The organism is Paracoccus sp. TOH (assembly GCF_030388245.1).
Classification (GTDB): Bacteria; Pseudomonadota; Alphaproteobacteria; order Rhodobacterales; family Rhodobacteraceae; genus Paracoccus; species Paracoccus simplex.
This window is the reverse complement of record NZ_CP098360.1, coordinates 1,369,950-1,391,622: the sequence shown is the minus strand read 5'-3', so window position 1 is coordinate 1,391,622 and position 21,673 is coordinate 1,369,950. Positions and strand designations below refer to the sequence as shown.

20 protein-coding genes and 1 tRNA gene are annotated in these 21,673 nt (G+C 69.0%); 10 read left to right on the top strand and 11 right to left on the bottom strand.

The window, feature by feature from the left end; translation table 11 throughout:
• The first annotated feature begins 1 nt into the window (after position 1).
• The 5 genes from odhB to NBE95_RS06885 all read left to right on the top strand — a co-directional run bounded on the left by odhB (position 2) and on the right by NBE95_RS06885 (position 4,453).
• On the top strand, positions 2–1,552 hold the full coding sequence (gene odhB / locus NBE95_RS06905; protein ID WP_289893167.1) for a 2-oxoglutarate dehydrogenase complex dihydrolipoyllysine-residue succinyltransferase: 1,551 nt from the start codon (positions 2–4) through the stop codon (positions 1,550–1,552).
• A 162-nt stretch (positions 1,553–1,714) separates the two neighbouring features.
• The gene (locus tag NBE95_RS06900) at positions 1,715–1,972 is read left to right on the top strand and encodes a hypothetical protein (RefSeq protein WP_289893166.1); all 258 of its coding nucleotides are present in this window, start codon (positions 1,715–1,717) and stop codon (positions 1,970–1,972) included.
• Positions 1,972–2,364: an MAPEG family protein gene (locus NBE95_RS06895; RefSeq protein WP_289893165.1), complete on the top strand. Its 393-nt coding sequence runs from the start codon at positions 1,972–1,974 to the stop codon at positions 2,362–2,364. Before NBE95_RS06900 ends, NBE95_RS06895 begins: the two co-directional genes overlap by 1 nt.
• Before the next feature lie 44 nt (positions 2,365–2,408).
• On the top strand, positions 2,409–3,803 hold the full coding sequence (gene lpdA / locus NBE95_RS06890) for a dihydrolipoyl dehydrogenase (protein WP_289893164.1): 1,395 nt from the start codon (positions 2,409–2,411) through the stop codon (positions 3,801–3,803).
• A 155-nt stretch (positions 3,804–3,958) separates the two neighbouring features.
• Positions 3,959–4,453: a lytic transglycosylase domain-containing protein gene (locus NBE95_RS06885; protein WP_289893163.1), complete on the top strand. Its 495-nt coding sequence runs from the start codon at positions 3,959–3,961 to the stop codon at positions 4,451–4,453.
• Positions 4,454–4,504: 51 nt separating this feature from the next.
• Here the strand turns inward: NBE95_RS06885 and NBE95_RS06880 are convergent, their stop codons facing one another.
• Positions 4,505–4,945: a GNAT family N-acetyltransferase gene (locus tag NBE95_RS06880; protein ID WP_289893162.1), complete on the bottom strand. Its 441-nt coding sequence runs from the start codon at positions 4,943–4,945 to the stop codon at positions 4,505–4,507.
• Positions 4,942–5,781, bottom strand: a complete 840-nt coding sequence (locus tag NBE95_RS06875) for a MoxR family ATPase (RefSeq protein WP_289893161.1) — start codon at positions 5,779–5,781, stop codon at positions 4,942–4,944. Before NBE95_RS06875 ends, NBE95_RS06880 begins: the two co-directional genes overlap by 4 nt.
• Positions 5,782–5,941: 160 nt before the next feature.
• On the opposite strand from NBE95_RS06875, the gene dksA reads away from it, so the two are divergent.
• Genes dksA through NBE95_RS06860 form a run of 3 tightly spaced genes read left to right on the top strand, consistent with a single transcriptional unit; the run spans position 5,942 to position 7,856 of the window.
• Positions 5,942–6,364 carry an RNA polymerase-binding protein DksA gene (dksA, locus tag NBE95_RS06870; protein ID WP_024842929.1) on the top strand — a complete coding sequence of 141 codons (423 nt, stop codon included), beginning with the start codon at positions 5,942–5,944 and terminating at the stop codon, positions 6,362–6,364.
• Positions 6,365–6,405: 41 nt separating this feature from the next.
• A complete protein-coding gene (locus NBE95_RS06865; RefSeq protein ID WP_289893160.1) occupies positions 6,406–6,747 on the top strand; it encodes a hypothetical protein in 342 nt (113 codons plus the stop codon).
• 17 nt (positions 6,748–6,764) lie between these two features.
• Positions 6,765–7,856: an FAD-dependent monooxygenase gene (locus NBE95_RS06860; protein ID WP_289894852.1), complete on the top strand. Its 1,092-nt coding sequence runs from the start codon at positions 6,765–6,767 to the stop codon at positions 7,854–7,856.
• A gap of 168 nt (positions 7,857–8,024) precedes the next feature.
• Here NBE95_RS06860 and glmM read toward each other — a convergent pair whose 3' ends face one another.
• From glmM to NBE95_RS06820, 8 genes are all read right to left on the bottom strand, one after another.
• Positions 8,025–9,368, bottom strand: coding sequence for a phosphoglucosamine mutase (gene glmM, locus NBE95_RS06855; RefSeq protein ID WP_289893159.1), 1,344 nt, complete (start codon positions 9,366–9,368; stop codon positions 8,025–8,027).
• A 10-nt stretch (positions 9,369–9,378) separates the two neighbouring features.
• The gene (folP, locus tag NBE95_RS06850) at positions 9,379–10,350 is read right to left on the bottom strand and encodes a dihydropteroate synthase (protein ID WP_289893158.1); all 972 of its coding nucleotides are present in this window, start codon (positions 10,348–10,350) and stop codon (positions 9,379–9,381) included.
• 45 nt (positions 10,351–10,395) lie between these two features.
• On the bottom strand, positions 10,396–11,178 hold the full coding sequence (locus NBE95_RS06845) for a dihydroneopterin aldolase (RefSeq protein WP_289893157.1): 783 nt from the start codon (positions 11,176–11,178) through the stop codon (positions 10,396–10,398).
• Positions 11,179–11,261: 83 nt separating this feature from the next.
• Positions 11,262–11,810 carry a cell wall hydrolase gene (locus tag NBE95_RS06840; protein ID WP_289893156.1) on the bottom strand — a complete coding sequence of 183 codons (549 nt, stop codon included), beginning with the start codon at positions 11,808–11,810 and terminating at the stop codon, positions 11,262–11,264.
• A gap of 218 nt (positions 11,811–12,028) precedes the next feature.
• Positions 12,029–14,590 carry a putative PEP-binding protein gene (locus NBE95_RS06835; RefSeq protein ID WP_289893155.1) on the bottom strand — a complete coding sequence of 854 codons (2,562 nt, stop codon included), beginning with the start codon at positions 14,588–14,590 and terminating at the stop codon, positions 12,029–12,031.
• Between the two features lie 106 nt (positions 14,591–14,696).
• Positions 14,697–16,754, bottom strand: a complete 2,058-nt coding sequence (gene glyS, locus NBE95_RS06830; RefSeq protein ID WP_289893154.1) for a glycine--tRNA ligase subunit beta — start codon at positions 16,752–16,754, stop codon at positions 14,697–14,699.
• Positions 16,754–17,215: a DUF6446 family protein gene (locus NBE95_RS06825; RefSeq protein WP_289893153.1), complete on the bottom strand. Its 462-nt coding sequence runs from the start codon at positions 17,213–17,215 to the stop codon at positions 16,754–16,756. Before NBE95_RS06825 ends, glyS begins: the two co-directional genes overlap by 1 nt.
• Before the next feature lie 4 nt (positions 17,216–17,219).
• The gene (locus NBE95_RS06820) at positions 17,220–18,182 is read right to left on the bottom strand and encodes a glycine--tRNA ligase subunit alpha (RefSeq protein WP_289893152.1); all 963 of its coding nucleotides are present in this window, start codon (positions 18,180–18,182) and stop codon (positions 17,220–17,222) included.
• 88 nt (positions 18,183–18,270) lie between these two features.
• Here NBE95_RS06820 and NBE95_RS06815 point away from each other — a divergent pair, with 88 nt between their 5' ends.
• Positions 18,271–19,695 (top strand): peptidoglycan-binding domain-containing protein, encoded by a 1,425-nt coding sequence (locus tag NBE95_RS06815; RefSeq protein WP_289893151.1) that lies wholly within the window; start codon positions 18,271–18,273, stop codon positions 19,693–19,695.
• 6 nt (positions 19,696–19,701) lie between these two features.
• Here the strand turns inward: NBE95_RS06815 and NBE95_RS06810 are convergent, their stop codons facing one another.
• Positions 19,702–21,150: a TrkH family potassium uptake protein gene (locus tag NBE95_RS06810; RefSeq protein WP_289893150.1), complete on the bottom strand. Its 1,449-nt coding sequence runs from the start codon at positions 21,148–21,150 to the stop codon at positions 19,702–19,704.
• Positions 21,151–21,236: 86 nt separating this feature from the next.
• Here NBE95_RS06810 and NBE95_RS06805 point away from each other — a divergent pair.
• Positions 21,237–21,310 (top strand) — tRNA-Gly (locus tag NBE95_RS06805).
• The last annotated feature ends 363 nt before the right edge of the window (positions 21,311–21,673 follow it).

The window sequence follows — 21,673 nt, the reverse complement described above, 5'->3', positions numbered from 1 at the left end:
GATGGCCGTGGAACTACGCGTCCCCGCGCTTGGGGAATCGGTATCCGAGGCGACCGTGGCCACCTGGTTCAAGAAGCCGGGCGACCGCGTCGCCATCGATGAGATGCTGTGCGAGCTGGAAACCGACAAGGTGACGGTCGAGGTGCCCTCGCCCGTCGCCGGCAAGCTGGCCGAGATCGTCGCCCCCGAGGGCGCGGTGGTCGCGCCCAACGCCCTGCTCGCGCAGATCATGGAAGAGGGCGATGCGGGCCCCGAGGAAATGTTGCCCAAGGCAGATGCGGGCACGAAAGCCCAGGAAGGACAGAAGAAGATGAGCGGAAAATCCGTCGACGTGATGGTGCCCACCCTGGGCGAAAGCGTGACCGAGGCCACGGTGGCGACCTGGTTCAAGAAGGTCGGCGACACGGTCGCCCAGGACGAGATGCTGTGCGAGCTGGAAACCGACAAGGTCTCGGTCGAGGTGCCTAGCCCCGCCGCCGGCGTGCTGGCCGAGATCCTTGCCCCCGAGGGCGCGACGGTCGAGGCCAGCGCCCGGCTGGCCATCGTCACCGAAGGCGCGGCCGGCGCTGCAACCGCGGCCAAGGCCGAGGCCCCTGCCGCCGCCGCGGCCGCCGTGCAATCGCCCGGCGCCGGCCCGGAGACGCCGAAAGAGCGCAAGGATGTCGAGGACGCGCCCGCGGCCAAGAAAGCCATGGCCGAGGCCGGGATTTCCCGCGATGCCGTCACCGGCACCGGCCGCGACGGCAGGGTGATGAAAGAGGACGTGGCCCGCGCCGCCGCGGCGCCCGCCGCCGCCTCGCCCGCCCCGGCACCGGCCCAGGCGCCGCGCGCGCCCAGCTCGGCCGATGACGCGGCGCGCGAGGAGCGGGTCAAGATGACCCGCCTGCGCGCCACCATCGCCCGCCGGCTGAAGGACGCGCAGAACACCGCCGCGATGCTGACCACCTATAACGAGGTGGACATGAAGGGCATCATGGACCTGCGCAACACCTACAAGGACCAGTTCGAGAAGAAGCACAAGGTCAAGCTGGGCTTCATGTCCTTCTTCGTGAAGGCCTGCTGCCACGCCCTGAAGGAAGTGCCCGAGGTCAATGCCGAGATCGACGGCAGCGACGTGGTCTACAAGCATTTCGTCCATATGGGCGTGGCCGTGGGCACGCCGAACGGTCTGGTGGTTCCGGTGGTGCGCGATGCCGATCAGAAGAGCTTCGCCCAGATCGAGAAGGAAATCGCCGAACTGGGCCTGCGCGCCCGCGACGGCAAGCTGACCATGGCCGAGATGCAGGGCGGCACCTTCACCATCTCGAACGGCGGCGTCTATGGCTCGCTGATGTCCTCGCCGATCCTGAACCCGCCGCAATCGGGCATCCTGGGCATGCACAAGATCCAGGAGCGGCCGGTCGTCGTCGACGGCCAGATCGTCATCCGGCCGATGATGTATCTGGCGCTGAGCTACGACCACCGCATCGTGGACGGCAAGGGCGCCGTGACCTTCCTGGTCCGCGTCAAGGAGGCGCTGGAGGATCCGCGCCGGCTGCTGATGGATCTGTGATCGCATCGGGGTGCGGCTTCGGCCGCGCCCCGGCCCGCTCGGGGCGCGCATCCGCGCCATGCGTGTCTCGCGCAACTCTTTCCGGCCTGTTCCGTTGTCCCGCACGGGGCCGCCTTGCCGCTCATCCTGACGGGAAGCCGGGCCGCAACGGAGGATTGTCCCATGACCCAGTTGATCGCCCATTACACCGTCGCCGGCTATGCCGCCTTCAAGACCGCCTTCGACGCGGATGCCGAGGATCGCGGCAATAACGGCCTGTCGCTGTTGCAGCTTTGGCGCGAGAGCGACCAGAGCGCCTGGGCGCTGTTCCAGGTCGGTGACGCCGTGGCCGCCAGGGCCTATCTTGAGGGCGCGGCCGGGGTCTTCAACAGCCAGGCCGGCGTTTCGGCCACCGAGTTCCACTTCGTCGAGACCGCCTGATGGCCGCCGAGACCACCGCCCTGGCCCTGGCCGCCTTGCTGCAGGCCATGCAGATCGGCCTTGCCGCAGCCTCGATGAACCGCGACGTGGGCGCGAAATGGAATGCCAGCCCGCGCGACCGGCAGCCGGAATTCTCGGCCCTGACCGGCCGGCTGCGCCGCGCGGTGGACAACCATTTCGAGGGGCTGGTCCTGTTCACCATCGCCGTGGTGCTGGTGGTGCTGTCCGATGCCGGCAGCCCGCTGACCACGCTTTGCGCCTGGCTCTATCTGCTGGCGCGCATCCTCTATGTCCCCGCCTATGCGCTTGGCTGGTCGCCCTGGCGCTCGCTGATCTGGGCGGTCGGATTTCTCGCCACCCTGGTGATGATCGTCACCAGCCTGTTTACCTGAACCGCGCCGGCGCAAGCGGCACCGGCTGATGCAAGGAGTCCTGAATGTCCACCTATGACCTGATCGTGATCGGCGCCGGCCCCGGCGGCTATGTCTGCGCGATCCGCGCCGCCCAGCTGGGCCTGAAGGTCGCCTGCGTCGAGGGCCGCGAGACGCTGGGCGGAACCTGCCTGAACGTCGGCTGCATCCCCTCGAAGGCGCTGCTGCATGCCAGCCACATGCTGCACGAGGCACATGAGAACTTCGAGAAGATGGGCCTGATCGGCGCCGCGCCGCAGGTCGACTGGCAAAAGATGCAGGGCTACAAGGCCGAGACGGTCGGCGGCAACACCAAGGGCATCGAATTCCTGTTCAAGAAGAACAAGATCGACTGGCTGAAGGGCTGGGCCAGCATCGAGGCGCCGGGCAAGGTCAAGGTCGGCGACACCACCCACGAGACGAAAAAGATCGTCATCGCCACCGGCTCGGAGCCGGCCAGCCTGAAAGGGGTCGAGGTCGACAACGCGGCGGGCGTGGTGGTCGATTCCACCGGGGCGCTGGCGCTGCCGAAGATCCCCAAGTCGATGGTGGTGATCGGCGCCGGCGTGATCGGGCTGGAGCTGGGCTCGGTCTATGCCCGGCTGGGCGCCCAGGTGACGGTGGTCGAATACCTGGACGCCATCACCCCCGGCATGGACGCCGAGGTGCAGAAGCAGTTCCAGAAGATCCTGGCGAAACAGGGGCTGAAATTCGTCCTCGGCGCCGCCGTGCAGGGCGCCACGGTCGAGGGGAACAAGGCCAAGGTCAGCTACAAGCTGCGCAAGGATGACAGCGAACATGCCATCGAGGCCGAGACGGTGCTGGTCGCCACCGGCCGCCGCCCCTATCTCGCCGGGCTGGGCCTCGACACGCTGGGGGTGGCGCTGACCGATCGCGGCTTCGTCAAGGTGGACAGCCATTGGCAGACCAATGTGGCGGGCATCCATGCCATCGGCGACGCGGTGCCCGGCCCGATGCTGGCCCACAAGGCCGAGGACGAGGGCATGGCGGTCGCCGAGGTCATCGCCGGCAAGCATGGCCATGTGAATTACGACGTGATCCCCGGCGTGATCTACACCACGCCCGAGGTCGCCTCGGTCGGCTTGACCGAGGAAGCGGCGAAGGAAGGCGGCCGCAAGGTCAGGATCGGCAAGTTCCCCTTCATGGGCAATGCCCGGGCCAAGGCGCTGTTCCAGGCCGACGGTTTCGTCAAGCTGATCGCCGATGCCGAGACCGACCGCGTGCTGGGCTGCCACATCATCGGCCCGAATGCCGGCGAAATGATCCACGAGGTCTGCGTGGCGATGGAATTCGGCGCCTCGGCCCAGGACATCGCCCTGACCTGCCACGCGCATCCGACCTGCTCGGAAGCGGTGCGCGAGGCGGCGCTGGCCTGCGGAGACGGCGCGATCCACGCCTGATCGGGCGATATCGGCGGATTGCCACCGAAACCGCCGCAACCTTACGGCGAAATTCCGCCGACAGGCCGTCCCGACCGGGGCGGCCGTTTCTTTTGAATTCCCCGACTCTCGCGGCTGTGGCTAATCCCTTGGTCAATGAAAACACGAGGGCAGCCATGAAATCCATGATCGGTCTGTTGGTGCTGAGCGGTGTGCTGGCCGTCAGCGCCTGCGGCGATAACCGGGTTGACCCCGACCGCCGCTATCTGGTTGAACCGCGCGCCTCGGCCGCCGAGACCGTTGGCCTGCACGCGAACGAGACCCCGGAACTGCGGCGGCTGATCAACAAATACGCCGCCGAATACGATGTGCCGACCGATCTGGTGCATCGCGTCATCATCCGCGAATCGCGCCATCGCCCCGGCGCCCGCAACGGCCCCTATTACGGGCTGATGCAGATCCTGCCGGCCACGGCGCGCGGCATGGGCTACCAGGGCAGCGCCCAGGGGCTTCTGGATGCCGAGACCAACCTCAAATATGGGGTCAAATACCTGCGCGGCGCCTATATGGTCGCCGATGGCAACAAGGACGCCGCCGTCAAATGGTATGCGCGCGGCTATTACTACGAGGCCAAGAAGAAGGGCTTGCTGAAGGCCACCGGCATGCGCTGATCACTTGGGACGGTGATGCGAGAGGGCGGCCCTGGGCCGCCCTTCTCCGTTTCAGAGCTTGCGGTTGTAGCGGATGAACGGCGATTTCGCCGCCACCCGGTCGTAAAGCATCCGCCCCGGATAGTTGTCCTCGGCCGTCAGCCAATAGACCGCGGGCACGCCGGCCCGGTCGGCGGCGGCATAGACGGCCTCGATCAGCCCCCGCGCCACGCCGCGGCCGCGCGCCTCGGGCGCGGTGAACAGGTCCTGCAGATAGCAGACCCCCTCGTCGCGCCAAAGATTCGGGTGAAAGACGTAATGCGTCAGCCCCAGCAGCCGGCCGCCCTCGTCCCAGACCAGCCCGTGAAAGTCGCGCGCATCGCCCGAGACCAGCCGGGCGAAGGCCTTGTCGTAGAATGCGGCCGGCCGGTCGTGGAAGCCATAGAAGGCCTGGTACCCCTCATAGAGGCGTTGCCAGGGCGCGCGGTCCTCGGGGCGCAGTTCGCGGATCATCGCTGCCGCCGGGCCATGAAGGCCAGCCGCTCGAACAGCGCCACGTCCTGCTCGTTCTTCAGCAGCGCGCCGTGCAGCTTGGGCAGCATCTCGCCGGCCGGGCGCTTCAGATCCTCGGGCGACAGGTCTTCGGCCAGGATCAGCTTGAGCCAGTCCAGAAGCTCGCTGGTCGAGGGCTTCTTCTTCAGCCCCTGCACCTCGCGCAGTTCCAGGAACTGGCTCAGCGCCTCGTCGAGGATGCGGCGCTTCAGCCCGGGATAATGCACCTCGACGATGCGCTTCAGCGTCTCGGCATCGGGAAAGCGGATGTAGTGGAAGAAGCAGCGGCGCAGGAAGGCGTCCGGCAATTCCTTCTCGTTGTTCGAGGTGACGATGACCACCGGCCGGTGCCGGGCCACCACCGTCGCGCCGGTCTCGTAGACGTGGAACTCCATGCGGTCGAGTTCCTGCAGCAGGTCGTTCGGGAACTCGATGTCGGCCTTGTCGATCTCGTCGATCAGCAGCACGACCTTGCCCGGCGCCTCGAAGGCCTGCCACAGCTTGCCCTTGCGGATGTAATTGCCGATGTCATGCACCCGCGCCTCGCCCAGCTGGCTGTCGCGCAGCCGCGACACGGCATCGTATTCGTAAAGCCCCTGCTGCGCGCGGGTGGTCGATTTCACGTTCCATTCGACGATGGGCAGGTTCAGGCTTGCGGCGACCTGCCGCGCCAGTTCGGTCTTGCCGGTGCCCGGCTCGCCCTTGACCAGCAGGGGGCGTTCCAGCGTGATCGCCGCGTTGACGGCCATCGCCAGATCGGCGGGCGCCACATAGGTTTCGGTCGAGGAAAACTGCATCCGCCTGTCCTTTGCGCAATCTGCGCGACCCTAGCCAGCAGCCGCCGGCTTCGCAAGCGGCGGACAAAACCTGACGGAATGGCCTAGTGACAATTGGTCTGCCATACTTTATGCGGGCGCCAAGGATCGGGCATCCAGTCGCCCGGCTCCCGGAGGAACGATGAAAGCCCAGACCTTTCTGCCCGAAGATTATCGCCCCGCCGAAGACGAACCTTTCATGAACGAGCGGCAACTCGAATATTTCCGCCGCAAGCTGATTGCATGGAAACAGGAGCTGCTGGACCAGTCCGCCGAGACATTGGAAGGTCTGCAGGATAGCGCCCGCAACGTGCCCGACCTGGCCGACCGCGCCTCCGAGGAAACCGACCGCTCGCTGGAGCTGCGCACCCGCGACCGTCAGCGCAAGCTGGTCGCCAAGATCGACGCGGCGCTGCGCCGCATCGAGACCGGCGAATACGGCTATTGCGAGATGACCGGCGAGCCGATCAGCCTCAAGCGGCTGGACGCGCGTCCCATCGCCACCATGACGCTGGAGGCGCAGGAGCGCCACGAGCGGCGCGAGCGCGTGCATCGCGACGACTGAGCCCGCAGCCGCCCCGGCCTCGCAACCCGAAGGGAGCAAGCATGCCGGACCACAGCTTGAAACCCGTGACGATCCTGTCGCCCGACCGGGTCGCGGATCGGGGAACCCCGCCGATCTCTGGCGTCGGCCGGGATTTCCATGGGCTGGGGGTCCGCCGCGCCGCGCCGGGCGGCGGCACGGTCCGCCCCACCGGCAGGCCGATGGTGACCGGGCTCGGGAACACGATCCGCCGCGAGGATAAGGTCGTGGTGCTTTGCGGCGGCGAAAGCTGGACCGGCGCCGCGGCCCCCGACCTGACCGAGATGCGGCGGCGACGCCCCGATCTGCCGCAGGACCGGCTCGACCAGGTCCGCGCCGGCACCAGCGCCGAGGTGCGACGCTGAGCCCGCCCCCCGTCACCATCATCGGCGCCGGCATCGCCGGCCTGACCGCCGCCTGCGCGCTGGCGCAGCGCGGTTTTGCTGTCACCGTGCTGGAACGCGCCGGCGCGCTGCGCGAGGTCGGTGCCGGCCTGCAGATCTCGCCCAATGCGGTGCGGGTGATCGAGGCGTTGGGGCTGTGGCCGCGCTTCCGGGCGATCTCGGCACCCTCGCAGCGGGTCGAACTGCGCGATTCCGCCGGCCGGCCGGTCGCGGTGCTGGACCTAGCCCGGCATCGCCCGCAGGACCGCTTCCGGCTGGTGCATCGCGCCCGGCTGGTCACGCTGCTGGAACAGGCGGCGCGCGAGGCCGGTGCCCGGATCGAGCTGGGCCACGAGGTCACCGCCCTGCCCGACGTGCCGCTGCTGATCGGCGCCGACGGGGTGAAAAGCCGGCTGCGCCCGGCGCTGAACGGCGCCGAGACGCCGTTCTTCACCGGCCAGACCGCCTGGCGGGCGCTGATCCCGGCCGAATCCGATGCCGTGCCCGCGGCCCAGGTGTTCATGGGACCGGGCCGGCACCTGGTCAGCTATCCGCTGGGCCAGGGCCAGCGCAATATCGTCGCCGTGGTCGAACGTCCCGACTGGCACGAGGAAGGCTGGTCCATCTCCGGCGATCCGGCCGAGCTGCGCGCCGCCTTCGCGCGCTTCGGCGGCCCGGTACCCGGCTGGCTGGAACAGGTCGAGCGGGTCGGCATCTGGGGTCTCTTTCGCCATCCGGTCGCCGCGCATTGGCAGGACGGCCGGCGGGCGCTGATCGGCGATGCGGCGCATCCGACCCTGCCCTTCATGGCCCAGGGCGCGGTCATGGCGATCGAGGATGCCTGGATACTGGCCGCCTGCCTCGACGCCGGCCCCGACCAGCAGACCGCCCTGGCGCGCTTCCAGGCCCTGCGCCAACCGCGCTGCCAGCGGATCGTCGAGGCGGCCAATGCCAATGCCCGCAACTACCACCTGCGCGGCCCGACCCGCGCCGTCGCCCATGCCGGGCTGCGCGCCGTCTCGCGCCTGGCCCCGACCCGGCTGATCGAGCGCTTCGCCTGGCTCTACGATTACGACCCGACGGCGCTCTGACGCGTCCCTGTTGCTGCAACGCTCATGCGGAACGCCCGCGTCGCCGCCGCATGGGTATTTGTGAAACGGTGAAAGCGCCGCCGCACCGCCATGGCACGCCTGTGCCCCGTTTCACCGTTTTCCAAATACCCCGGCAAACCTCGCCAGCGGCGCGACCCGCGCCCGCGGTCAGGCCGCCCGTTCCACCGCCGCGACGATATTCTCGACCACCTCGCGCAGCACGGTCTCGTCCTCGGCTTCGGCCATGACCCGGATCAACGGCTCGGTGCCGGACTTGCGGATCAGCACCCGGCCGCAGCCGTCCAGCCGCGCCTCGGCCCGCGCGATCTCGGCCTGCACGCTTTCCTGGGACAGCGGATCGGCCCCGACGGCATAGCGCACGTTCTTCAGCAACTGCGGCACCGGCTGGAATTGCGCCACCAGATCCGAGGCGCGCCGGCCGCTATCCGCCAGCGCCGCCAGGAATTGCAGGCTGGCGATCAGCCCGTCGCCGGTGGTGGCGTAATCGGTCATCACGATATGGCCCGACTGCTCGCCGCCCAGGTTGAAGCCCTGGCCGCGCATCCGCTCGACCACGTAGCGGTCGCCGACAGCGGTCCGCTCCAGCCGCAATCCCCGGCCCTGCAGGAACCGTTCGAGCCCCAGGTTCGACATCACCGTTGCCACCAGCGCCCCGCCGCGCAGCCGGCCCTGCGCCGCCCAGCGATCGGCCAGCAGCGCCATGATCTGGTCGCCATCCGCCACCTGGCCCCTTTCATCGACGATCATCACCCGGTCGGCATCGCCATCCAGGCTGATGCCCATGTCGGCGCCATGCTCCAGCACCGCGCGGGCGCAAGCCTCGGGATGGGTCGAGCCCAGCCCGTCATTGATGTTGTGGCCGTTCGGGGACACGCCCAGCGGGATCACCTCGGCCCCCAGTTCCCACAGCACGTCCGGGGCGGCGCGATAGGCGGCGCCGTTGGCGCAATCGACCACCACCTTCAGCCCCTCGAGCCGCTGCCCGGCCGGGAAGGTGGTCTTGGCATATTCGACATAGCGCCCGCGTCCATCGTCGATGCGCTTGGCGCGGCCGATGTTCTGTGGCTGCGCCGGGGTGATCTCGCCTGCCACGATGGCCTCGATCTCGGCCTCGGCCTCGTCCGAGAGCTTGAAGCCGTCCGGGCCGAAGAACTTGATGCCGTTGTCATGCGCCGGGTTGTGGCTGGCCGAGATCATGATGCCCACATCCGCCCGCATCGAGCGGGTCAGATAGCCCACCGCCGGGGTCGGCACCGGGCCCAGCAGCAACACGTTCATGCCGGTCGAGGTCAGCCCGGCGGTCAGCGCGTTTTCCAGCATGTAGCCCGACAGGCGGGTGTCCTTGCCGATGACGACGCGGTGGCGATCCTCGCCGTTGCGGCGGAAATAGCGGCCGGCGGCGGCACCCAGGCGCAGCGCCATCTCGGCCGTCATCGGATGGGTATTGGCGCGGCCCCTGACGCCGTCGGTGCCGAAAAGTTTCCTGCTCATCTTGCCCCGCTCAACTCGTTTCTGTGGTCACGGCCCGCCAAAGGGCGAGGCCCTGCCGTGTTTCCGCCACGTCATGGACGCGGTGGATCTGTATGCCCTGCGCGACCCCGGCCAGCGTCACCGCCAGCGTGCCCGCCATCCGCTCGGCCGGCTCGTCGGCGCCACCGATGCTGCCGATGAACCGCTTGCGCGACACCCCCAGCAGCACGGCGCAGCCCAGCCCGTGATAGACCGAGATCCGCCGCAGGATCGCCAGATTATGCGCCTGCGTCTTGCCGAAACCAATGCCCGGATCGATCACGATCCTGTCGCGGCGCATGCCCGCCGCCTCGGCCCGCGCGATGCGCTCGGCCAGCGCGTCATAGACGTCCAGCAGCACGTCGCCATAGGTCGGGTTGTCCTGCATCGTCTGGGGGATGCCCTGGGCGTGCATCAGGCAGACCGGCACGCCCGCCGCCGCCACCGTCGCCGCCATCGCCGGGTCGAAATCGAAGCCCGAGACATCGTTGACCAGTCCCGCCCCGGCGGCGATGGCGGCCCGCGCCACCCCGGCCTTGCGGGTGTCGATCGACACCGCCGCCAGTGCACGGCCCGCAGCGATGGCAGGGGTCACGCGGGCGATTTCCTCGGCCGCGGGCACCTCCTGCGCGCCGGGCCGGGTCGATTCGCCGCCGATATCCAGGATCTCGGCCCCCTGCCCGGCCAGCCGCCGCGCCTGCGCCGCCCCGTCATAGGCGCCGCCATCCGAGAAGCTGTCGGGCGTGGCATTGACGATGCCCATGATGCGCGGCCGGTCCAGCGACAGGCCCAGGAGCGGCGCGCGGGGCGCGGTCAGCGCCGCCAGCACCGCGTCGGGGGCGCTGTCCACCACGCGCGGCGCCTGACCGCGGCGCAAAAGCTCGAATCGAGAGAAGCGCAGCCAGCCACCGGCAAGCTGCCAGCGGCCGGTTTCGCAAGGGATGGGGCGGAAGTAATCGGTCATGCTTCGGGTCTCTACGCCGGCCGGCAGCCGATTCAAGCGCGAAGATCAGATCCGTCCGGTCGGAACGCGAAAACCCGCCGGCACCGAAGGCTCCGCCGCGCCCGAGGGCAGAGCCCAGTCGAGCCGGCTCGCCCCCAGCCGTTCGGCCAGCCACAGCGCCAGCGCCTGCGGCTCGGCCGCGAGACCCGCCACGTCGCGCACCATCCGGGCCGGGGCCCAGACCACGACGCGGCCTTCGCTTGCCGCCCAGTCGAGCTCGGTGCGGCTGTCGGCGACGGTCAGTCCCAGATGGCCGGCCAGGGCCCAGGCGGCCTGGTCCAGCGCCAGCAGCTCGATCTCGCGCGCGTTGCCGCCCTGCGGCAGAGGCAGGCGCGGCGCGTCGGGGACCAGCGCCACGGCGCCGTCGGGCAGCACCATGTCGCGGCCGTGGAAAACCACCCGGATCGGCGCCGCGATGTCGTCGGCCTCGACCCGCGCCTGGCGACGCACCAGCGTCACGCCCAGCGCCCCGGGAATGCGGTCCAGCTTTTCGACCATGACCGAGACCTGCGCGGCGCGCGGATGCGCCAGGATCTGCGCGGCGATCTTCTCGGCCAGCGTCTCCAGCAGGTCATAGCGGCGATCCGCCAGCCCGGCCGCCACGGCGCCGGTCAGGATGTCATAGCTGAGGATCCGGTCCACCTCGTCGTTCACGCCGACGACATGGGTCGCCAGGTCGACGTCGATGTTGAAGCGCAGCCGCTGCGGGTGACCCCGCTCGGTCTGAAACGCCCCGATCTCGGCCGAGACGATGTAGTCGCGCAGGTGGATGCGGTCTGGCTGGTCCATGCCGCCTGTGTTTTCAGGAAAATGGCCCCGCCGCAAGAGACGGGATCGCGAAATCCACGGAAGGAATGCGTCAGCCTGCGACCTTAGTTCGAGGCGAACCGGCGATCCGAGCGATAAAAGGTGTGGCTGCCGATGCGGATCGTGCGCTCGAAGCGCTTGGACCAGGACGGCCGGACGCCGCGGGCGTGGAAATAGGTCGCGCCATTGGTCAGCGTGCGCGGCGCGCCGGCCAGCGCCGCCATCGCGACCTTCTGCACCCGGGCGAAGGTGCCCTTTTCGCGGATGCGGGCGCCCTTGTTATAGGTGAACTGGCCGCGCTGGTTGACCACGCCGCAGACCGTCTTGGGAAAGCGCGGATGATCGACGCGGTTCAGGATGACCTCGGCCACGGCGCGCTGGCCATTGACGCCTTCGCCGCGGGCCTCGAAGTAAAGCGCCTCGGACAGGCATTGCAGATCGCGCTGGCTGATCTGGTGCAGGCCGGTCGCGGTGCGGACGGTCTTGATCTCTTGCTTGGTCTCGTGGGCGACCTGGTGCTGGGCATCGGCCAGGACCGGAGCGGCGGCGAAGGGCGAGAGTGCGACGGCAACACACACGGAAACGCGCGCCAGCCATGACTTGTTGAGCAGCATGTCGGTCCTGTTTTCGGTCCGGGGAGCAGACCCGGTCAGTTTCGTCGGGAAGACCCGTTCCGGGCCGTGAACTGACCGTTAAAGGCCCGAAACCGCCAAGACCGATCCAGCCCACATGCGCGTGAGAGGCCGGATTCGATTGAATTTGCTGGATTCTGGCGGAAACCCGCCGACCGCGAAAAGGTTAACGGGCGAATTCCGGCCAAAACCGACTGGTCTTAGGACCTGTCGCCGGCCGCCGATTCCGCCTCTTCGCGGGCCATGAGAATCGATTCCTGCGCCGCGGCAAGCCGCGCCACCGGCACCCGGAAGGGCGAACACGAGACGTAATTCACCCCGGCGCGCAAGCAGAAGGCGATCGATTCGGGGTTGCCGCCATGCTCGCCGCAGACCGAGATGGTGATGCCCGGCTTGTGGCTGCGGGCGCGGTCGGCGCCGATGGCGACCAGCTCGCCCACCCCGTCCTGGTCCAGGATGTGGAACGGATCCTCGGCATAGACGCCCTGGTTGACATAGGTGCCCATGAAGCGGCCGGCATCGTCGCGCGACAGCCCATAGGTCATCTGGGTCAAGTCATTGGTTCCGAAGGACAAGAACGCCGAATGCTCGGCGATGTCGCCGGCGCGTAGCGCGGCGCGCGGCGTTTCGACCATGACGCCCAGGCGATAGGTGAAGTCCTTGCGGGTCTCGTTGCGGACGGCGGCGGCGACGGCGTCGATGCGGGTCTTGACCAGTTCGACCTCGCGCCGGGCGCTGACCAGCGGGATCATGATTTCCGGGACCACCGGGTCGCCGTTATGGCTGGCCTCGATGGTGGCCTCGAAGATGGCGCGGGCCTGCATGTCATAGATCTCGGGGACGGTGATGCCCAGCCGCACGCCGCGCATGCCCAGCATCGGGTTGAATTCCGACAGCGCCTCGACCCGGCGGGTCACGTCCGACAAGGGCAGGTCAAGCGATTCGGCAAGTTCCCGCATCCCCTCGCGGTCATGTGGCAAAAATTCGTGCAGCGGCGGGTCGAACAGCCGGATGGTGACCGGCAGGCCGGCCATGATCTCGAACAGCGCCGCGAAATCGCTGCGCTGCATGGGCAGCAGGCGCTCCAGCGACAGGCGGCGGTCCTCGGGCTTCCCGGCGAAGATCATCTCGCGCATGGCCGGCAGCCGCTCGTCGTCGAAGAACATGTGCTCGGTGCGGCAGAGCCCGATGCCTTGCGCGTTGAACATGCGGGCGGTGCGGGCATCCTCGGGCGTGTCGGCATTGGCGCGCACCTTGATGCGGCAATGCGCGTCGGCCCATTCCAGAAGCTGGGTGAAGCTCTCGTCCAGCGCCGGCTCCAGCATCTCGGCGGCGCCGGCCAGCACCTCGCCCGAGGTGCCGTCGATGGTCAGCTCCTCGCCCTCGCGGAAGATGCGGCCGCCGACCAGCATGGTGCGGGCGCGCGGGTCGATCGAGATGCCGCTGACCCCGACGATGCAGGGCAGGCCGATGCCGCGCGCGATCACCGCGGCGTGGCTGGTCATGCCGCCGCGCTCGGTCAGCACCGCGACGGCGGCATGCATGCCGCGGATGTCCTCGGGCACCGTCTCGCGGCGCACCAGCACGCAGCGCTCGCCCCGCGCCTCGGCGGCCTGGGCGGCGGCGGCGGTGAAGACGACGCGGCCGGTGGCGGCGCCGGGGCTGGCATTGATGCCGCGGGCAATGATGTCGCGGGGCGCGCGCGGATCGACCTGGTGGTGCAACAGGTCCGAAAGCGCCCGCGGCTCGACCCGCATCACCGCCTCTTCCGCCGGGATGATGCCGTCGCGGGCCAGCGCCACGGCGATGCGGACGCTGGCCCGCGAGCTGCGGCTTACCCGCACCGCGTCGATGATCGAGAGCCGGCTGTCCGAAACCACGAATTCGATCTGCATCTCCTCGCGCAGCCTTTCGCGGGCGGCAACGCCGAAGCGGACCAGGTCGGCAAAGACCTCGGGCGCGGCTTCCTGCAGCGAAGGGCCGCGCGGATCGCAGGTCAGGTAGAGCGTCTCGGCCCCCTCGCCCTTCGAGCGGCCCTGGCTCTGGCCGCGGAAGCGGCCGGTGATGCGCGGCGCGCCGGTCACGCTGTCGATGAACTGGATGGTGCCCGAGCCGGTGACGCCCGGCCCGATGGCCAGCGCCATATCCTGCACCACCAGCCCCAGCGGCGCGATGGCCGGCGCCCCCTTGGCCTGGCGCAGAAGCCGTGCGGTCGGCCCGTCCCAGGCCCGCGCCATGCTGCGCAGCACCTCGGCCAGCTGCCGGGCCGGATCCTGGGGGAATTCCTCGTCGGTCTCGTCCTCATAGGCGCGCAGCGCGGCGTCGAGCCCGCCCTCGCTGTCCGAGAACATGTCGGGGTCGAGCCGGGCGACATGGATGGCGTAGGATTGCACGAAGCCCAGATAGATGGCGTCGGCCGCCGCCTTGCCGCGGCTTTCCACCAGCCGGGCATGGCATGCGTGGTTGATGCCCACGTTCAGCACCGTGCCCGGTCCGCCCCAGGCCGGGTTCATCGCCGAGGGCCGCACGCTGACCAGCCCGTCGGCGCGCTCGATGATGGCGGCGAGGCGGGCGCGGTCGGGCATCTGTCCGGCGGAGATGGCGCGCACCGCCTCGGCCGAGAGCGCGAAGCTGGCCGGCACCGGCAGCTCCATGCGGATCAGGCGCTGCAGGCATTTGGCGCGCCAGCCGTGGCGTGCGGTCTGGATCCCCGCCGAGGGGGTGATTTCGACGATGGCTCCGGGATCTGTCAGCGCGGTCATGGTGCCGTCACATTAGGCATGGCCGGTGCATTGCTGCAAGTGCGAAGAGCGGGGGCCGACCGCCCCCGCGCCCCCGGTGGGTATTTGTGAAACGGTGAAGGGCCGGTCAGCCCTCGATGCGGCCGAAATCCGCGATCAGCCGGCCGGCTTCGCGGATCCGAGACAGCAGGTTCAGCCGGTTGCGGCGGGTGATCTGGTTGTCGGTGTTGATCTGCACCGTCTCGAAGAAGGCGTCGATGGGCGCGCGCAGGCTGGCGATGCCCTGGGTCGCGGCCGGGAAATCCTCGAGCCGCACGGCCTCGCGGATCGCGGGCTCGGCCTGGTCGAGGGCGGCGAACAGGGCGCGTTCGGCGTCGGTCTCGGCGAATTTCGGGTCGGCGCCGAAGCTGTATTCGACGCCGTCCTTTTCCTCGGCCTGGGTCAGGATATTGCCGGCGCGCTTGAGTCCTTGCAGCAGGTTGGTGCCGTCCCCGGTCTTGAGCACGTCGTTGAGGGCGGTGGCGCGGTTGACCAGCAGCACCAGGTCGTCGTTGCCGGGCATGGCCAGCACGGCGTCGATGATGTCGTGGCGGATGCCCTGTTCCTTGAGGAAGACTTTCAGGCGGTCGTGGAAGAAGGCGAGAAGATCGGCGGCATCGGCGCCCGGATAGGCCTTGCCGATGGTCCGGGCGAGACTGGCGCGCACCCCGTTCCCCAGCACCAGCCGGATCACCCCCAGCGCGGCGCGGCGCAGCGCGAAGGGGTCTTTCGAGCCGGTGGGCTTTTCGTCGATGGCCCAGAAGCCGGTCAGCGTGTCGAGCTTGTCGGCCAGCGCCACCGCCACCGAAACCGGCGCCGTGGGCACGGCATCGGATGGCCCCAGCGGCGAGTAATGGTCGCGGGCGGCGTCGGCCACCGCCGCGTCCTTGCCCGCCTCGAGCGCGTAATAGCGACCCATAGTGCCTTGCAGCTCGGGGAACTCGCCGACCATGGCCGAGCGCAGGTCGAGCTTGGCGATCCGGGCGGCTTCCTCGGCCCGGCCGGCATCGGCGCCGACCAGCGGCGCGATCTCGCGCGCCAAGGCCGCGATGCGGGCGATGCGGTCGGCTTGCGAGCCGAGTTTGCTCTGGAAGGTGACGTGGGCCAGCCCCTCGGCCCAGTCGGCCATGCCGGCGCGCGCCTCGCGCAGGTCGTTTTCCCAGAAGAAGGCGGCGTCGGACAGGCGGGCGGCCAGCACGCGCTGGTTGCCCTTCAGGATCGTCTCGCCATGGTCCGGGGTCTCGATATTCGCGACCGTCACGAAGCCCTCGATGCGGCCGGTCTTGGGGTTGCGGGCCGAGAAGAATTTCTGGTGCTCTTTCATCGAGGTTTGCAGCACCTCGGGCGGCAGCGTCAGGAAACGGTCCTCGATGGCGCCCATCAGGGCCACCGGCCATTCGACCAGACCGGCGACCTCGGAGAGCAGCCCTTCGTCCGGCACGATCTCCCAGCCGCGGGCGAAGGCGAGGTTGGCGGCTTCCTGCCGGATCGCCGCCTCGCGCTCGGCAGGGTCCAGCATGACGCGGGCGCGGCGCAGTTTCGCGGCGTAATCCTCGAAACCCGAGACGGTGAAGGCGTCGGGGGCCATGAAGCGGTGGCCGCGGGTGGTGGCGCCGGCGCGAATGCCCTCGATTTCCAGCGGCACGGCATTGGCGCCGGTTTCGTCCGAGAGCAGGCAGAGGATCGAGTGCAGCGGCCGCACCCAGCGCAGGCTGCCCGCGCCCCAGCGCATCGACTTGGGCCAGGGGAAGGTGCGGATGGCGGTTTCCAGCACCTCGGCCACGATCTCGGCGGCGGGGCGCCCGGGCTTGGTGATGCTGGCGAACCAGACCTGGCCCTTCTTGTCGTCGCGCGCTTCCAGCTGCTCGCGCGTCAGTCCGGTCGAGCGCAGGAAGCCTTCGAGCGCCGCCGCGGGCGCATCGGTGCGCGGGCCCTTGCGCTCCTCGCGCGTGGTGGGGCTATGGGCGGTCAGGCCCTCGACGGCCAGCGCCAGGCGGCGGGGGGTCGAAAAGGCACCGGCGGATTGATAGGTCAGGCCGGCCTCGACCAGCCCGTCGGTGACCAGTTTCTTCAGGTCCTCGCGGGCGCGGGCCTGCATCCGGGCCGGGATTTCTTCCGAAAAGAGTTCGATCAGCAAATCGGGCATCAGTCGATGGTCCTTTTCTCTTCGGCTTCTTCGTTCAGTTGATGCCATTCATAGGCACGCCCGTCGGGATAGACGGCGATGACATTGTCGATCTTGGGCGCCACGTCGTGCTGCGCCAGATAGGCGGTGGCCCGGCCGGCAGCCAGGTCTTCGGTCAGCGCGGCAGGGTCGAAGCAGCGAAACCAGCGCGGCGGGATCAGCGGCGTCGGCGTGGCATAGACCTGCGCGCCAGTCGCCGCCGCCGGGTCGGTGGTGAAGCAGGCGCGGTCGGCCAGCGGCGAGCTGACCGAATAGATGCCGCGATAGTCCGAAACCGGCAGCACCGGCCCGCCGGCCAGGGCGATGCTGCGCGGCGGCTCCTCGACCTCGCGATAATAGTGATAGACCTGCAGGTAATACATGCCGATGCCGGCGACCAGCGCCAGCACCGCGAAGAAGATGGCGATGACCTTGCCGCTCACCGTGTCAGGCTCCGACCGGGAAGGCGGGCAAGGGTTCGCCGGTGGCGGCCGAGGTGGTGACGAACAGGTCGGCGCAGCGCTTGGCCAGCGCCCGGACCCGGCCGATATAGGCCTGCCGCTCGGTGACCGAGATCACGCCGCGCGCGTCCAGCAGGTTGAACAGATGGCTGGCCTTGATCGCCTGGTCATAGGCCGGATGCGCCATCGGGATCCGGCGTCCGGCGCTGTCGGTTTCCGGGGCCGACAGGATGCGCTCGCATTCCGCCTCGGCGTCCTTGAAGTGCTGCAGCAGCGTCTCGGTGTCGGCTTGCTCGAAGTTCCAGCGGGAATATTCGCGCTCGGCCTGGCGGAAGACATCGCCATAGGTCAGCGGGATCGGGCTGTCGGGGTGGTTGAAGGGCATGTCCATGACATGCTCGACCCCCAGCACATACATCGCCAGCCGTTCAAGCCCATAGGTCAGCTCGCCCGAGACCGGCTTGCAGTCATGGCCGCCGACCTGCTGGAAATAGGTGAACTGGCTGACCTCCATGCCGTCGCACCAGACCTCCCAGCCCAGGCCCCAGGCGCCGAGCGTCGGGCTTTCCCAGTCGTCCTCGACGAAGCGCACGTCGTGGATCATCGGGTCGAGGCCGATGGCCTTGAGACTGCCCAGATACAGGTCTTGCAGATTCGCCGGCGAGGGTTTGATGATGACCTGATACTGATAGTAGTGCTGCAGCCGGTTCGGGTTCTCGCCATAGCGGCCGTCGGTCGGCCGGCGCGAGGGTTGGACATAGGCCGCGGCCCAGGACCGGGCGCCCAGGCTGCGCAGCGTGGTCGCCGGGTGGAAGGTGCCGGCGCCGACCTCCATGTCATAGGGTTGCAGCACCGCGCAGCCCTGGGCCGCCCAATAGGATTGCAGGCGCAGGATCACGTCCTGGAAGCAGACGGGTTTCGCCGTCTGATTGTCCTTTGGGCTGGTCATCGGGGCTTCCTTCGGCATAACTGGCAGGAAATGTCTGCCGCCTTCTAGGCAGAGGGCGGCGCAGGGTCAATGTAAGAGGGACATGCCCATGCGGCGCTTTGCATTCGTCATCGGCGCGGCTCTGCCGCTGGCTCTTGCCCCGGCGGCGCAGGCCGAGGATGTGGTGATCCGCATCGAGGCCAAGCGCGGCGCCGAAGCCGCTCGCGCCAGTGCCGAAGGCTGGGGGGCGCAATTCTCCGATGTCGTGACCTTCCCGCTGGCCGATGGCTGGGTCGGCATCGCGCTTGGTCCGATGCCGCGCGACGAGGCGGCGGCGCGGCTGGAGCAACTGAAACAGGAACGCAAGGTGCCGGGCGACAGCTTCCTGGCCGCCGCGGCGGGCCGCGATCTGACCCCGGCGGCCGCGGCGGCGCCTGCCGCGCCGGCAGCGCCCGAGACGGCGACCGGCAATGCCTCGACCTTCCCGCAGGGCGCGGGTCAGCCGGCGACTGCGGATGCGGCTGCGGCCGAACCCGAAACCGCGGCAGCCGAGCCGGCCCCCGCCGCCGAACCCGCGCCGGCGCAATTCTTCCTGCGCCTCGAATCCAGCACCGACCGGGCCCGTGCCGAGGAGCTGCTGGCGAAATGGCGCGAGACCCTGCCCGAAGCCGGGCTCTGGACCCTGCCCAACGGCCGTTCGGCCATCGCCTTCGGCCCGCTGGACGAGGCGACCGGCACCGCCTGGTTGAAGGCGTTCAAGGCCGCCGGCGCCGTGCCCAGGGACGCATTCCTATCGGCCGCCGAGGACATGGGCGAGATCGCGATCATCGGCAAGGTGCCGGAGCTGGGCGCCCCCCCTGCCCCGGACGCCACCCCGGCGGCCATGCCGCCGCTCGAGGACATTCAGCGCGCCCTGCGTTGGGCGGGCCATTACGACGGCGGCATCGACGGCAAGGACGGCCCCAAGACCCGCGCCGCCATCGCCGAGGAGATCGTGCGCCTGCGCGCCTCGCCCGACACCGCCACCGCCATGGCCGAGCTGATCCGGCGGCGCGAGGCCTGGCGCGCCGAGATGGGCCTGACCGCGCTTCGGGACAGCCATACCGGGCTGGCGCTGCCGGCGCCGATGGACAAGCTGCAATTCGACCGCGCCGAGCGGGCGCTGTCGATCTATGGGCCGAAGGAAGGCTCGGGCGCGGCGCTGATCCTGTTCAGCCAGCCCGGCGGCCGGCAAGAGATGCTGGACCTTGCCGGCCTGGTCACCGCGCTTGGCTGGGTGCCGGCGCCCGAGCGCAGGGTGGAACGCGGCAGCGTCACGCTGGACGGGCGCAACCAGACCCATATCGGCCATGCCGAGGGCCGGGTGGTGGACGGCCGCGTGCAGGGCTTCGTGCTGATCTGGCCGATCTCGGACCCCGAGGACCAGCACCGGCTGGCGGCCGAGATCTCGGACAATCTGAGCCGCTTCGCCCCCGGCGCCGGCGAGACCCGGCCCGAGACCCCGGCCATCGCCCCGGCCGTGGCGCAGGACTAGCCGGAACTAGGCGCGCCAGAACCGCGGCAGGAACAGCACCAGCACCGAGATCAGCTCGAGCCGGCCCAGATACATGCCGAAGGTCATCAGCCATTTCGCGGCGGTGGGGAAATCCGTCACCGCACCGCTGGGCGTCAGCTCCGGCCCCCAGACCACGCCGACATTGGCGATGGCGGTCCAGGCCGCGGTCAGCGCCGTGCGCGAATGCAGCCCGGTCAGCGCCAGCCCGACGATCAGCAGGCCGAAGGACAGGATGAACAGGGTGAAGAAGGCCATGACCGAATCGACCACGTCCTCCTCCAGCGGTCGGCCGCCGTAAAGCAGCGGGAAGACCCGGTGCGGCGACTGCATCCGCCGCAGCTGCGCCTTGACCGCCTGGAACAGCACCAGATAGCGGAACACCTTGACCGAGCACGAGGTCGAGCCGGTGCAGCCGCCGATCAGCCCGACGATGATCAGGATGACCAGCGGGAAATGCCCCCATTGCGTCATGTCGGTCGAGGCGAAGCCGGTGCCGGAAAAGGTCGAGATCACGTTGAAGACGGTCTCGCGGATCACGTCGAACGGATTCTGCGTCTCGAGCCACAACAGCCGATAAAGCACGATCACCGCGATGGCATAGAAGGTCCAGCGCAGATAGGCCCGGATCTGGGTGTCGTTCCAGATCGGCTCGGCCGAGCCACGGATCAGCTGCACCATGCGGATGAAGGGAATCGAGGCCAGGATCATGAAGAAGGACGCCGCATATTCCGCCGGCCCGATGAAGGGCGCGAAGCTGGCGTCGTAATTGGAAAACCCGCCGGTCGAGCAGGTGGACAGGGCCAGCACCAGCGCGTCGAAGCCCTTCATGCCCAGCAGGATGTAGACCACCATGCACAGCCCGGTCATGGCGATGTAGACGCCGGTCATCTCGCGGGCGATGTCGAAGGCGCGGGGCAGGATCTTGCCCAGCGTGTCGAAGCCCTCCGAGCGGAAGAACTGCATGCCGCCGACCTTCATCACCGGCAGGAAGATCATGGCGACCACGATGATCCCCAGCCCCCCGGACCAGTTCAGGAAGGCGCGCCACAGGTTGGTGCCCTTGGGCAGCCCGTCCAGATCGGGAAAGGCCGTGGTGCCGGTGGTGGTCAGGCCCGACATGGCCTCGAAATAGGCGTCGGTGAAGCCGACCTGCGGCGCCCCCAGGATGAAGGGCAGCGCGCCCGCCACCGGCACCACCAGCCACAGCATCGCGGTCAGCAGGAACACCTGCTGGATGGTCAGCGACTTGTCGGCCTGCCGCGTCGACAGCGCCACCAGCCCGCCGCCCAGCATGGTCAGGATGCCGCATTCCAGGAAGATCAGCCAGTGCGGGTCGCCATGCCACCAGTCGACCAGCATCGGCAGCGCCATCGCCGCCCCCAGCGTGACGACGACCTTGCCGACGATATTGGCCACGGGACGGATATCGATCATGCCGCCCTGCTTGCCCCGCCGCCCCGCAGGCGTCAAGCGCGCGACGCTTGCGCGACGCCCCGCCAGCCCCTATAGAAGGGCGCGACGCGGGTGTAGCTCAATGGTAGAGCAGCAGCCTTCCAAGCTGAATACGTGGGTTCGATTCCCATCACCCGCTCCATGATTCCAGGCAAATCGCAAGAAATTCGGGGCGCCGGGCAAGCGGTCGGGGAACGCCTCCGCGGTTTTCTGCGCCCTTCGTTTGCGGTGGTCGAAACCAGGGCGCGTCGCATCACCCGCTCCGGCCTGCCCCGCTTGCATCCGCTCCGGCCCGGAACCGGCTTTCGCCGTTTCCCAAATACCCCGGGGGGAGCGCCTGATGCGTCCCGCCTCGGGGCGCATCAGGCCGGGGGGCAGAGCCCTCGCGCCCCCGCCCTTCCGTTCGCGGCCGGCAAGCCCTATATCCTGCGGGCAAATCCCCTGCGGATCCTCCGCCGAACCCAAAGCCCGACGCACCGAAAGGAAGCCCATGTCCCAGAAAGCC

What these genes read in the sequence shown, in the direction of transcription:
- odhB (WP_289893167.1), top strand. Translation starts at nt 2, where the DNA reads ATGGCCGTGGAACTACGCGTCCCCGCGCTTGGGGAATCGGTATCCGAG.
- NBE95_RS06900 (WP_289893166.1), top strand. Translation starts at nt 1,715, where the DNA reads ATGACCCAGTTGATCGCCCATTACACCGTCGCCGGCTATGCCGCCTTC.
- NBE95_RS06895 (WP_289893165.1), top strand. Translation starts at nt 1,972, where the DNA reads ATGGCCGCCGAGACCACCGCCCTGGCCCTGGCCGCCTTGCTGCAGGCC.
- lpdA (WP_289893164.1), top strand. Translation starts at nt 2,409, where the DNA reads ATGTCCACCTATGACCTGATCGTGATCGGCGCCGGCCCCGGCGGCTAT.
- NBE95_RS06885 (WP_289893163.1), top strand. Translation starts at nt 3,959, where the DNA reads ATGAAATCCATGATCGGTCTGTTGGTGCTGAGCGGTGTGCTGGCCGTC.
- NBE95_RS06880 (WP_289893162.1), bottom strand. Translation starts at nt 4,945, where the DNA reads ATGATCCGCGAACTGCGCCCCGAGGACCGCGCGCCCTGGCAACGCCTC.
- NBE95_RS06875 (WP_289893161.1), bottom strand. Translation starts at nt 5,781, where the DNA reads ATGCAGTTTTCCTCGACCGAAACCTATGTGGCGCCCGCCGATCTGGCG.
- dksA (WP_024842929.1), top strand. Translation starts at nt 5,942, where the DNA reads ATGAAAGCCCAGACCTTTCTGCCCGAAGATTATCGCCCCGCCGAAGAC.
- NBE95_RS06865 (WP_289893160.1), top strand. Translation starts at nt 6,406, where the DNA reads ATGCCGGACCACAGCTTGAAACCCGTGACGATCCTGTCGCCCGACCGG.
- glmM (WP_289893159.1), bottom strand. Translation starts at nt 9,368, where the DNA reads ATGAGCAGGAAACTTTTCGGCACCGACGGCGTCAGGGGCCGCGCCAAT.
- folP (WP_289893158.1), bottom strand. Translation starts at nt 10,350, where the DNA reads ATGACCGATTACTTCCGCCCCATCCCTTGCGAAACCGGCCGCTGGCAG.
- NBE95_RS06845 (WP_289893157.1), bottom strand. Translation starts at nt 11,178, where the DNA reads ATGGACCAGCCAGACCGCATCCACCTGCGCGACTACATCGTCTCGGCC.
- NBE95_RS06840 (WP_289893156.1), bottom strand. Translation starts at nt 11,810, where the DNA reads ATGCTGCTCAACAAGTCATGGCTGGCGCGCGTTTCCGTGTGTGTTGCC.
- NBE95_RS06835 (WP_289893155.1), bottom strand. Translation starts at nt 14,590, where the DNA reads ATGACCGCGCTGACAGATCCCGGAGCCATCGTCGAAATCACCCCCTCG.
- glyS (WP_289893154.1), bottom strand. Translation starts at nt 16,754, where the DNA reads ATGCCCGATTTGCTGATCGAACTCTTTTCGGAAGAAATCCCGGCCCGG.
- NBE95_RS06820 (WP_289893152.1), bottom strand. Translation starts at nt 18,182, where the DNA reads ATGACCAGCCCAAAGGACAATCAGACGGCGAAACCCGTCTGCTTCCAG.
- NBE95_RS06815 (WP_289893151.1), top strand. Translation starts at nt 18,271, where the DNA reads ATGCGGCGCTTTGCATTCGTCATCGGCGCGGCTCTGCCGCTGGCTCTT.
- NBE95_RS06810 (WP_289893150.1), bottom strand. Translation starts at nt 21,150, where the DNA reads ATGATCGATATCCGTCCCGTGGCCAATATCGTCGGCAAGGTCGTCGTC.